This window comes from Burkholderia sp. AW49-1, from assembly GCF_053427845.1.
Map to the genome: position 1 here is coordinate 1 of NZ_JBSAXF010000058.1, position 11,340 is coordinate 11,340.

The window sequence follows — 11,340 nt, forward strand, 5'->3', positions numbered from 1 at the left end:
CTAGTGCTTTTGCCGCGGAGCAGTTTTCGCAACCCAATCTGCTTGCGCCATTGAACCCGCGCCAGCGCGCTGCTTGAAATCAACTCCCCCGGATACGAGCGGCTCGTCAGGCGCCACGCAGGCCTCGACACAGGCTCGAATGTGCGGGCTCGGCTATTTCACCATGCCTGCCGGTTGGATCAAGTCCAGCATCAACAACGCCGCACGCTGGGATTGGATGAAAAGGGAATCAACGTTCAACGTTTCATGCGGCGAATGCTCGCCGCTGCCGTTTGCACCTATCCCGACGAGTGCGGCCGTGACATAGGGCGCGACATATGAAATGTCTCCCCCGCCCCGAAAATCGGCGGACAGCACGGAGATTTTTCCGTAGCCCAGTCTTTCGCTGATCGCGCTGTATTTCTCGAACAACCTTGCACTTTCGTCGGTCGACTTCATCGGTGGCAGCACTTCGTCGAATTGCAACGTGGCATGCGTGCCCGGCAGAGGTTTTTGCAGGATTGCCTCGATCGTCGCTTTCGCCCGGTCTCGCTGCGCGGCGGACCGATATCGCACATCGCCGCTTGCGATCGCCTCGCGGGCCATCAGGTTGGTGCGTCCGAAAACCCTGCCCTGCCCGTCGTCCTTCCCGTAACTGGCTTGCACGCCGCCGACGACAACGCCCGGATTGAATGTCAGCCCGGGCTCTGCGCGCATCGCACCCAGCATGTCATTGAGTATGCGCACCATCTCGAGCACAGCCCCGTCCCCGACTTCGTTGCTGAAGATGATCGACGAATGGCCTTCACGCCCCTGCGCGGTGATCAACCAATGGGCCGTGCCGCGCCTGCCGATCGATGCGTGACCGTTCACGGTCGGCTCGAAATCCAGCACGACATCGCTTTGCCTGGCCAGTTCAATCAGGTGCCTTCTCGAGATGGAAACCGGTTTTCCATTGCTTTCCTCGTCTCCGGTCAGCACGATCGCGATACTGGCATCCCGAAGCGCCTGTACCGCGTGCAGCGCCTTCAGCGCGTACAGAATGACGACGATCCCGCCTTTGTTGTCGATGATCCCGGGCCCAGTGGCAGTATTTCCGTCGCGCTCGAACGCTTGAAACGGGCTGTTCTGTGGAAAGACGGTATCCAGATGCCCGATCAACAACAGCCTCTTGCCCGACGCCCCCTTTCGCTCGGCAACCAGCGTCGGCGCGCGCCGCATTTCGGCTGGCAGATCGATCCATCGGGTGGCAAAACCCAGCGATTCGAACTCAGGCACGAGCCTCTCGCCGGTCTTGCGCACCCCTTCGATATTACGGGTGCCGCTGTTGACGTTCACGAGCTCTGCCAGGAGCTCAATCTGTTCGTCGCGCCTCGCGTCGATGTAATCCTTGATCTGCCGCTCCCGTTCCGACAATTGAGGCGGCGCGGCGGCGAAAACAGCAGGCGAGAGAAAAGTGGCCAGCGACAGCAGCGCCGCCGCGAGCGTTAAGTCGATTCGATGATCCATTTTTTGTTCTTCGGTGATGGTCGGCGACAGGGTGAACAGCCCCGCTCACGCAAGCGCGGCCAGCGCAATGCGCGTTGCCTCCGCGATCACATACTCGTTCGGCTTCGCATCGGCACGCGCCTGCGTGTAGAACACCGCAAGCGCGATCGCCCCGCGCGCGGGCGGCCATACCACACCGATGTCGTTGGTCGTGCCATAGCCGCCGGTGCCGGTCTTGTCGCCGACCGGCCAGCCGGCGGGTGCGCCCGCCCTGATCCGCCTGTCGCCCGTCGTGTTGCCGCGCAGCCAAGCGACGAACTGCGCGCGCTGCGGCGCCGGCAATGCGTCTCCGAGCGCCAGCACACGCAGGCTGGCCGCCATCGCACCGGCGGTTGTCGTGTCGCGCGGGTCGTCGGGGATCGCGGCATTCAGATCCGTTTCCCAGCGATCGAGTCTGAACATGTCGTCGCCGATCGAGCGTGCAAATGCGGTCACCGCTTGTGGCCCACCGATCAGCTTCATCAACAGGTTCGCGGCCGAGTTGTCGCTGTGCTGGACCGTCGCGGTGCACAGTTCGGCGACCGTCATCCCGGTGCCGACGTGCCGCTCGGTCACGGGCGAATAAGTGACGAGATCGGCCTTCCGGTATGTCACGCGCTGCTGCAGCAGCGCCGGGCGCGCGATGCTCTGCGCGAGCACCGCCGCACTCAGCACCGCCTTGAACGTACTGCAGAACGCAAACCGCTCGTCGGCACGATGCCACACGCGCCTGCCGGTTACGGCGTCGATCGCGCACACACCAAGGCGGCCGCCCGCGACATGCTCGAGCGCGGCCAGTGACGCTTCGGGCGCGCCGGCAAATCTGCCGACCGGCAACGACCCGCGCGCGGGCAGCGCAAGAATGAGCGGTGACGTCACGGCGGCCAGCAGCAGGGTGCGACGTCGAGGCGATTCAGTCATGTTGGTTATCTCGTGCGTAATGAAAAGGAGTCCTGATTCTCGGATGGCAAGGCAATACTATCTCAACATTACATTTACAATACAATCAACGAAAACTGCATGCTGCTGATAGTATTTCTTATGCCACCTCCCTGCGTTCACCTTCGGATCGGGACGGCGCCCGTTCATAGCAGCACGCGCCTCCCCGGAAGCCGAACACGACCTCACCGAGGAAGTGCCCCTAAGCGGCTCACCTGGGTTCTTGCTCAGAGTGCATCAGTCAAGCCTCCGTCAGTCAACAGCGTGCGGCCGGCGATCCAACGGGAATCATCCGAGGACAGAAATGCGACCACGCCGGCGATATCGACCGGTTCACCAATGCGTCCCGCGGGCGTACCGGCAATCACCTGCTGGCGCCGTGCTTCAGGTGTTGCAGCGGTCATGTCTGTACTGATCATGGAAGGTGCAACAGCGTTGACGGTGATGCCCCGCGCACCGAGTTCCTTGGCAAAGGCACTTGTGAGCACCGATACGGCCGCTTTGCTCGCGGCATAGATACCGGCACCGGGGCGCGGCGAGTAGATCAGGTTGGAGGAAACGTTGACGATGCGTCCGCCCGCGGCCGGAAAATACGGTACCGCGGTCTGCGTCACATTCAGAACGCTTCCCATGTTTGCATCGAATACGCGCCCGCACCAGATCCGCGTCGATGTTGCCGAAAGCACTGGCCTCGAACGCACCGGCGTTGTTGACCAAGATATCGATGTGGCCAAAACGCTCCACGATCGCGGCGACAACCTCATCGACAAGCCGGACGATCCGACACGTCGGCGCGGAAGGCCGCCGCGATATCGCCCGCGGCGGCGATCGTGTCGACGACCGTCTGCGCCTGCTGCGCATTGCTTTTGTACACAATGACCACCGCGGCTCCTTGCGCGGCAAGCTTTTGTGCGATGGCGGCACCGATACCGCGCGATCCGCCGGTAACCACGGCAACCTTGTTGGCGAGAGTCATGAAACCTCCTTGAAGCAGCCCGGCTCCTGAGGAGCGCCGGTTAGTTCGAATTGACGCTGCCGCTGCAGCGCGACTGACGTGTTACCGCCGGTAGTTGTGATGTCTCCATCGTATCTGGTGACTTGTCGCCATCCCATTGGACCCATCCGATTTCCCCGCCTGACAAATCCGGAATGTCAGTGGCCGCGCGCGGGACGAACAAGGTGCTGGCCGGATCCGCACGGTGCCCGTTCAGAGCAGCAACAACGCGGCAGTCGCGACGCAGGTCGGTACGATGGCCGCGGCGAGCAGCCCGAGCACGCTCACCGATTCGTCCTGGAAACCGCTGCGAACGATGGCGAGGCCGGCCGGGTTCGGCGCATTGGCGATCACGGTCAGCCCGCCGCCGGCCACCGCGCCCGCGACGAGCATGTACTTCGCTTCGTCCGGCATGCCCGCGATCAACGAGCCGAGATAGGTGATCGCCGCGTTGTCCATGATGGCGGTCAGGCCGAGCGCGCCCGCATACAGCGCGTACGCGTCCATCGAGCTGACAATCGGTTGCAGCCACCACTGCTGCAAGCCGCCGAGCACGACGAGCCCGCCGAGGAAGAACGCGACGAGCAGGCTTTCGCGCAGCATCAGCGGCGACTGGTAACGCTCGTACGCGGCCGTGAAGCCGAGGAAGAACAGCAGCAGGCCGATGAAGACCACCGGGTGGTGCGCGCCGAGCACGACGCCGACCAGGAAGCCGAAATGGATCAGCGTCACGCCGGCCGGCGCGTGCACGCCGCCTGCGTCCGCAGCGGCGGCCGGGGCCTTCTCGAGCGCGCCGCGCATCAGCGCCGTGAGCACCGTCGCGTTGACGAGCATCGCCACCACGGCCTTCCCGCCGAACTGCGTCGCCATGAACATGCTATCCCAGCCCCACGCGGATGCGACCATCAGCACCGGCGGCGCCGCGTAGGCCGTCAGCGTGCCGCCGATCGACACATTGACGAACATCACGCCGAGTGCGAGGTATTTCCAGCGCTCCGCGACCGGCGCCCGGAACAACCGGTCGCGCAGGATCAGCGCGGCGAGCGTCATCGCGGCCGGCTCGGTGATGAACGAACCGAGCAACGGGATCAGCGTGAGCGACAGCCAAACGACGGCCACGGTCGTATCGACGGGAATCACGCGGGCAATTCGCAGCACGAGGCCCGTGACGGCGTCGAGGATCGGCTTGCTCGCGGCAATCACCATGATCGTGAACACGAACAGTGGCTCGGTAAATGCGCGCGACTCCGCGTAGTCGAGCGCGAGCTTCGGGCCGGCGAGCGCGGTCATCGTGATCAGCAGCACGAGTGCCCAGAAGCCGAACACGACCTCGACCTCGCCGAGGAAGTGGAACAACCCCGCGTGACGCGGGTGGCGATGCGCGAGCACCTCGAAGCGCTTCGCGAGGAACGTGTGCAGCAGCGCGAGAGCGAAAATAACCGCGCCGGCGATTTCAACCGAATGGGGCATGACAGATTCCCGTGAATGATGAACCAGCGCGCCGGCTCGGCGCGTCGGTACGGTTAAACAAGGCAAGCCCGCAGTGCCGTGCTTTCCGGCACTCGTCCGGGAAACCGCGCTGGCATGCGCCCGCCACCTCCGGAAGACTGCAAAAAACTGAAAATCAATAGAAAAATGCCTTGGAGCATGCGCGAACGATTGTAGTTAGGAAACCGTCCTGCGACTGCTGTCCGCGTACGAAAGTACATCGTTCCAGTATGAAAGCCATGCTTCTTGTATCGCACCGCAGCATGAAAGGCGCAAGAAAGCATTTATGAAGAATTGCGTAGCGCCATTCCACAGCGACATCGCTTGCGGATAATATCGCATCACTGAATGATCCGGACACGCTCATGCAAATCGATACCTTCGGCACACTCGTCGCAGCGTCTCTCGTTCTGCTGCTGGGTCAATGGCTGGTCGCGCGCATCGGCCTGCTTCGTGCGTACACGATCCCCGAGCCGGTCGCGGGCGGGCTGATCGTCGCGCTCGCACTCACCGCGCTGCGCGGCGCGGGCGGCATCGAGGTGCGCTTCGACACGGCGATGCAGACGCCACTGATGCTCGCATTCTTCGCCTCGATCGGCCTGAACGCGAAACTGTCGAGCCTCAAGTCAGGCGGCCCGATGCTGGTTCGCTTCCTGCTTGTCGTGCTGGGCCTGCTGACCCTGCAGGACGCCATCGGTATCGGGCTCGCGAAGGCGATCGGTCTCGATCCTCTGCTCGGGCTGTTGGCCGGATCGGTCACGCTCTCGGGCGGGCATGGCACCGGTGCCGCGTGGAGCAAGGTCTTTGCAGAGCGTCACGGCTTGCAGTCGGCCACCGAGGTCGCAATCGCCTGCGCCACTTTCGGGCTCGTGCTCGGTGGCCTGCTCGGCGGCCCGATCGCGCGCTACCTGACGCGCAACCTAGCAACGCCCGGCACGGCGGCACCACACGCACCATACACTAGCACCGGTGATACGGGCGGCTTCGAGCATCCGAAGGAGCGGCAGTCGATGACGCCGTCCGCGTTCATCAACACGCTGGCATTGTTCGCGATCGCACTGTCTGGCGGTACCGCGATCGAGTCGCTGATCCGTGGCACCGTGTTCGAGCTGCCAACCTTCGTGTGCGTGCTGTTCGTCGGCGTGCTGCTGAGCAACGGTCTCGCGCTGTTTGGCTGGCGCGTGTCCGAACATGCCGTCGCACTGCTCGGCAACGTCAGCTTGTCGCTGTTCCTCGCGATGGCGCTGATGACACTGCGGCTGTGGGAGCTCGCGTCGCTCGCGTTACCTATGCTCGTACTGCTCGGCGCGCAAGTGGTGTTGATGGTGGCCTATACGATCTTCATCACGTTCCGCCTGATGGGGCGAAACTACGATGCCGCCGTGCTCGCGGCCGGCCACTGCGGCTTCGGACTCGGCGCAACGCCCACGGCGATCGCGAACATGCAGGCGGTAACCGCACGCTTCGGACCATCGCACATGGCCTTCCTCGTCGTGCCGATGGTCAGCGCATTCTTTATCGACATCGCGAACGCGATCGTGATCAAGCTGTTTCTCGCACTGCCGATCTATAGCTGAGCGCGTGTCCGGCTTCGAATACGTAGTAATCAAGCGGATCATTTCGATGGCGGAGTCTCGACATAGACGAATTGCCGTGAGATTTTGACCCGTCAAATGGATTGAAACGGTGAGCTGTGGCAACCTTGGTATCTCGTTATTCCTAATTAAGGAGAATCATGGCAGCCCATTTCCAACCGGATGCACTTCATCTGATGATCCAGTTTTCGAATATGGCGGATTCGAGCCAGCAGCAATTCATTTCAATGATGAATCAATATCTGTTTGCATCGCCGTCGCGACGTCAAACGATGAAGGGCGAATGGGACACCTCTGCCGCAACCCAGCGTCAGGACCCGGTTGCCGGGCGCCGATCCGCCCGGCCCGGCCCGATGCCGGGCGGCGCCTGATTGGCGACGGGCCGGGCACGCATCCGGATTTCCACTTCGGCCGACGTTCGGTCGGTCGCTTCCGCGTGGTACCTGTTCGCGTCTCGAACTGTCAGCCCTCGCATCGCTGCCACGCGACCCGTCACGGTACGGTATTCGAATGATTTTCGTGCACTAGCATCACATCGTTGCGACCCGCCATCCCGCCAATGAATCCCGACCAACCGCCCGGCGCCTATCTGCAACGCTTTGCGCGCTATCAGCGTGCGCTGATCCATGGCGGCGGTGCCATCGTGACACTCGCAATCCTGGCCGCGCTTTTATTCAATACGGTGTCGATCGTCGATCGCCATGCTGCGCGCGAGCGGCACGCGCTGGCGCTCGAGCTCCGTCATGTCGCTGACGAAACCGGCCGGTTCGAAGCGTCCCTGCGAAGTCTCGCGGTCAATGCCGAGCTGTTGTGGCAGCGCGGCTCGATGTCTGCCGATGCGGCCGTCGATCAATTCTTCGCACACCAGCGCGTCCTTGCGCTGCCAAATCGTCCAGGAATCGTGGTAATCGGCACCGATAGCGGCGATCTCGACCGCGACAAGGTCGCACGGACGATCGAGCTGGCAACCGGGATGGCTCCGCTGTTCGATGCCATTTCCCATCGCGGTGCGATGGCATCGCTCACTTATGCGGTCTCCGAAGACAGGTCACTGGCCGTGCTTTCCTTCCAGCACCCGCTGTCGGCCGCCGATCTCGCGCATGTCATCGCTGATCGGCACGTGCTATTTCGCCGGTTGGCCGATCAGCTTGCGACGGCCGGCAAAGGGCCGCCCGTCGGTGCAAATGCAACACAGCTCCCGCGTCCGGTTCGATGGCTCGCGCCGATACCGGATCTGCTGACCGGGGCACCGGTCATTCGCATCGCCACCGTGCTCAGGGAGCATCAAGGCTTGCCGGCCTTCGACATCGTGTCCGAACTTCCGGCCGAGTTCGTCACGGCTTCTCTGCCACACGCGCGATTCAGCGGGGCCTTCGCGGTGGCGACGCCGGACGGGCAAATCATCGCATCGGCGACCACGAACCCACTCACGCGTGCTGCGCTCGAGCGTCGGATGCCGGCGCTCGCCGCCGGCTCCTCCTCTGGCAACGCCCACGAATTCGCGCCAGGGGGCATGCTCGTATTTCGCGAGCGTTTCGGGACGACGAGCTGGACCCTGCTCTACGCCGTGCCTTGGCAAACCGTGCTCGACGAACTGGACGCGCCCGTCGCCGCCACGCTGGCGATCAGTCTCGGCATCATCGCGATGATCTGGACCCTGCTCGCGGCATTCGACTACAAAGTATTCCGCCCGATGCTTGCCCGCTCCATGCGCGTGCTGGAAAGTGAACACCTGAGCCGCACGCTGGTCAACACGGTGCCGGTCGGGCTGGCGCTCGTCGACATGCGCACCGCCACGTCATTACTGCGCAGCCCGGCGATGATGCGGCTCGAGTCGTCGGTCTGCGCCGGCGCGCACGGGATCGCGGCCATGTTGCTGCAATGCTACGCGCACGCCACCCACGCATCGTCATGCACCGCCGAAGCCGATCGCCCGGATGCGGTCTCCGACGTCCTCACGCTCGAGCGGCCCGATGCCGCACCGATGCAAGTCGCGCTGCGCCTCGCATCGGACCGATATCAGGGCCGCGATGTTCTCGTCGCCGCGCTCACCGACGTCACTGCGGAACATGAACTGAAGATCAGGATGACCGATGCGCAACGCGCAGCTCAGACGGCCAATGCCGCCAAATCCGCGTTCCTCGCGGCGACCAGCCACGAGATCCGCACTCCGCTGCATGGAATGCTCGGCCACCTGGAACTGCTGGCCCGTTCGGAGTTGGACACCACTCAACGGAAGCACGTGACGACCATCCAGCAGGCGGGCCATCAACTCACGCGCATCATCAACGATATTCTCGACTGGTCGAAGATCGAATCGGGCGAGATGCGGTACGAAAGGATCGCGTTCGATGTCGTCACGCTAGTCGAGCAGGCATCGACCCTGTTCGTGCCGGGTACCCGAGCAAAGTCGCTCGAACTTGTGCATGAATTCGCTACGATAGAGTCGCGATACTGGACTGGCGACCCAACCCGCATTGCCCAGATCGTACACAACCTGCTGTCGAATGCGATCAAGTTCACCGAGCATGGCAGGATCACCCTGACACTCGACGTTTCCCCGGGAAGTCTCTCGACCGACCCGTCGACGCTCGAGGTGGGCGTCGACGACACGGGAATCGGCATTGACCCAGCTCAGCAGGCCGGGATTTTCGATGCGTTCCGGCAGGCGGACACTACCGTGCCGCGACGCTTCGGCGGCACGGGTCTCGGTCTCTCGCTATGCAAGCGCCTGACCGAAGGCATGGGCGGGACGATCTCGGTCGACAGTGTGCCGGGCCGCGGCAGTCACTTCCGTGTGCGCATGCCCGTCGCAGCGGCCGCGCAGCCGGTGGACAGCGCGCGCGCCGGCACATTGACCGGCATAAGCGCGATACTGGCCGTAGCACGCCCGGAGTGGACGCATCATGTGACGCGTCACCTGGTGCATTGGGGGGTGTCGATCGCCGCGAGCGGTCACCCGGCGGAGCTCGGCACGGCGGCGGCCCACGTGTGTGATGTGATGATCCTGTGGGGAAACCGGGCGGACTGGCACGCCGTCGACGAAGATCGGCTGCTCAACGCCGCCCGGCGCGTCGTCATCGCTTCGCCTGACGGCCCGAGCCTTCCCACCAGGATCGGCCGCGTGACGTCGATTTCCTGTTACACGATCGACGGCCTATATGCGTCGCTCGGCGGTTCACACGCCATGATTTCGCCGCTCCGGCCGCCCGATCGTCAAGACATCGCACTCGGTCTCACCATTCTGGTCGTCGACGACAATCCCGCCAACCGGCGCCTGATCGCCGAGCAATTGCGCGTGCTCGGCTGCGATGTCGAAGCGGTCGAAAGCGGCGAGCAGGCGCTGATCCTTCTTTACGATCGACAGTTCGATGTGCTGCTTACGGATCTCAACATGCCCGGCATGACCGGCGGCGAACTCGCGCTGGAGGCGCGGCGGCGCGGGGCGACCGTGCCGATCGTTTCCGTTTCCGCCAATCCTGCTCCAGACGTGCTCTCAAACGCCAGGGAAAGCGGCATCGAGCAAACCCTCATCAAGCCCGTGACGTTGAGCATGCTGTTCGATGCACTCAAACAGCATGCCGGAGCGGATCAGTCACTGCACGCCTTGCCGGAAAGTAGCACCGCCGACAGGATCGTGCCGGCCGACATGGGCGAAATCTTTTCCGCCTCCGTATTCGACGATCTCGCTCGCCTGCGGCGTGCGTGCCTGGCTGTCGACCTCGACGGACTGCGTGACCCGTTGCACTCGCTCAAGGGATGCTTCGGCGCATTCGGATTCGCGGCGCAGGCCGTTCAGGTTCGCACCTTCGAGCACCGGCTCGATGAAGCACCGGCGCGCGACATGCTTGCGGATATGTTGCAGTGGATCGATACGGTCGAACAACTGGTCGCGACACGCGGATAGCCCTTTCCATGCTGCGATTCAGTCGCCCCGCAAACCGCCTGGAGCCGATCGTTTTCTCGATCTCGGTCGGCCTATTCGCATTTCAAAATTCTGCATCGCATGAATTCCCGGACGTTATTCGCAAATCTCCTCATACTTCACTGGCTTCAACAAGCGACATCGACTTTCCAACTCATGAGGCCAGCCATGCCGATCGACCGACCCGCACCGCGGATCGTCCAAAACAGTTTCTCCGAAAAATTCATCCAGAAGCACACCCCCTTTGAAGGCCCTCAAGGTGAAGTTCGACATCGGGCCCAAAAGGACCCGAGCGTCCCACAGAGCACCCAGCTTTCCGCATTGAGCGCCATACAAATGGCGAGAGATTTCGACAAATACAAAAAATCAGATGCCTACAAGAATTCAGACCCGCAGAAATCAGATAAATCAAAATTATTCGGTTCAAACAACTTTTCCAAGGTCGAAGGAAAAAGCAGCCAACACAACTATTGCGGCAATGTCAGCATGACAAACTACAATGCATCTGGCAACCCTCAAAACTCCAGGTCGAATAATATTACCGTAGGAGTGAATGCCGAAAACAAAATTCACCATTTCGAAGGTCAAAAATCGCATTCCAACACCAAGACTGACGGAAAGTGATTCACATGTTTTCGTGCGTATGACCTTTCCGGATGAATCGGATTGGCACGAGTCGGGATCGCGTTGGTAAAGCGGTCCTGACCGGTCCGCACGTTGGGTCAAACGGAGCCAGCGCACAGCCAATATAATCCGCGCCCATCGCCGGGCAGACACGTGCGCAAGCGTGTCGCGGCCCCATTCGCTACAGATCGGATAAATCCGACGCCCGTCACTCGCCTGTCATATTGCCCGGCACGATATACCCATTTAACCTCAGGTAGTGCACCAAC

9 protein-coding genes are annotated in these 11,340 nt (G+C 62.4%); 4 read left to right on the plus strand and 5 right to left on the minus strand.

The features are described 5' to 3' along the window. Positions 1-153: 153 nt before the first annotated feature. The 5 genes from ACV22W_RS33020 to ACV22W_RS33040 form a co-directional block, all read right to left on the minus strand. A complete protein-coding gene (locus tag ACV22W_RS33020) occupies positions 154-1,488 on the minus strand; it encodes a M20/M25/M40 family metallo-hydrolase (protein ID WP_448023719.1) in 1,335 nt (444 codons plus the stop codon). 45 nt (positions 1,489-1,533) lie between these two features. Continuing rightward, positions 1,534-2,427 carry a class A beta-lactamase gene (gene bla, locus ACV22W_RS33025; protein WP_448023721.1) on the minus strand — a complete coding sequence of 298 codons (894 nt, stop codon included), beginning with the start codon at positions 2,425-2,427 and terminating at the stop codon, positions 1,534-1,536. A 245-nt stretch (positions 2,428-2,672) separates the two neighbouring features. Further along, positions 2,673-3,077 (minus strand): SDR family NAD(P)-dependent oxidoreductase, encoded by a 405-nt coding sequence (locus ACV22W_RS33030; RefSeq protein ID WP_448023723.1) that lies wholly within the window; start codon positions 3,075-3,077, stop codon positions 2,673-2,675. A gap of 128 nt (positions 3,078-3,205) precedes the next feature. Beyond that, complete coding sequence (locus ACV22W_RS33035) at positions 3,206-3,421, minus strand: SDR family NAD(P)-dependent oxidoreductase (RefSeq protein WP_448023724.1); 216 nt, start codon at positions 3,419-3,421, stop codon at positions 3,206-3,208. Between the two features lie 231 nt (positions 3,422-3,652). Beyond that, positions 3,653-4,909: a putative Na+/H+ antiporter gene (locus ACV22W_RS33040; RefSeq protein ID WP_448023726.1), complete on the minus strand. Its 1,257-nt coding sequence runs from the start codon at positions 4,907-4,909 to the stop codon at positions 3,653-3,655. A gap of 383 nt (positions 4,910-5,292) precedes the next feature. Between ACV22W_RS33040 and gltS the strand changes: the two genes are divergently transcribed. The 4 genes from gltS to ACV22W_RS33060 all read left to right on the plus strand — a co-directional run bounded on the left by gltS (position 5,293) and on the right by ACV22W_RS33060 (position 11,071). Then, positions 5,293-6,504: a sodium/glutamate symporter gene (gene gltS, locus ACV22W_RS33045; RefSeq protein ID WP_448023727.1), complete on the plus strand. Its 1,212-nt coding sequence runs from the start codon at positions 5,293-5,295 to the stop codon at positions 6,502-6,504. Between the two features lie 158 nt (positions 6,505-6,662). After that, on the plus strand, positions 6,663-6,893 hold the full coding sequence (locus ACV22W_RS33050) for a hypothetical protein (protein WP_448023728.1): 231 nt from the start codon (positions 6,663-6,665) through the stop codon (positions 6,891-6,893). Positions 6,894-7,081: 188 nt separating this feature from the next. Further along, on the plus strand, positions 7,082-10,429 hold the full coding sequence (locus ACV22W_RS33055) for an ATP-binding protein (protein ID WP_448023730.1): 3,348 nt from the start codon (positions 7,082-7,084) through the stop codon (positions 10,427-10,429). 186 nt (positions 10,430-10,615) lie between these two features. Then, entirely contained in the window at positions 10,616-11,071 is a 456-nt protein-coding gene (locus tag ACV22W_RS33060; RefSeq protein ID WP_448023732.1) for a hypothetical protein, read from the plus strand. Positions 11,072-11,340: the final 269 nt, after the last annotated feature.

Bases quoted from the DNA above. Each gene is read 5' to 3' on its own strand.
- bla (WP_448023721.1), bottom strand. From the start codon at position 2,427: ATGACTGAATCGCCTCGACGTCGCACCCTGCTGCTGGCCGCCGTGACG.
- ACV22W_RS33060 (WP_448023732.1), top strand. From the start codon at position 10,616: ATGCCGATCGACCGACCCGCACCGCGGATCGTCCAAAACAGTTTCTCC.
- ACV22W_RS33040 (WP_448023726.1), bottom strand. From the start codon at position 4,909: ATGCCCCATTCGGTTGAAATCGCCGGCGCGGTTATTTTCGCTCTCGCG.
- ACV22W_RS33050 (WP_448023728.1), top strand. From the start codon at position 6,663: ATGGCAGCCCATTTCCAACCGGATGCACTTCATCTGATGATCCAGTTT.
- ACV22W_RS33055 (WP_448023730.1), top strand. From the start codon at position 7,082: ATGAATCCCGACCAACCGCCCGGCGCCTATCTGCAACGCTTTGCGCGC.
- gltS (WP_448023727.1), top strand. From the start codon at position 5,293: ATGCAAATCGATACCTTCGGCACACTCGTCGCAGCGTCTCTCGTTCTG.
- ACV22W_RS33035 (WP_448023724.1), bottom strand. From the start codon at position 3,421: ATGACTCTCGCCAACAAGGTTGCCGTGGTTACCGGCGGATCGCGCGGT.
- ACV22W_RS33020 (WP_448023719.1), bottom strand. From the start codon at position 1,488: ATGGATCATCGAATCGACTTAACGCTCGCGGCGGCGCTGCTGTCGCTG.
- ACV22W_RS33030 (WP_448023723.1), bottom strand. From the start codon at position 3,077: ATGGGAAGCGTTCTGAATGTGACGCAGACCGCGGTACCGTATTTTCCG.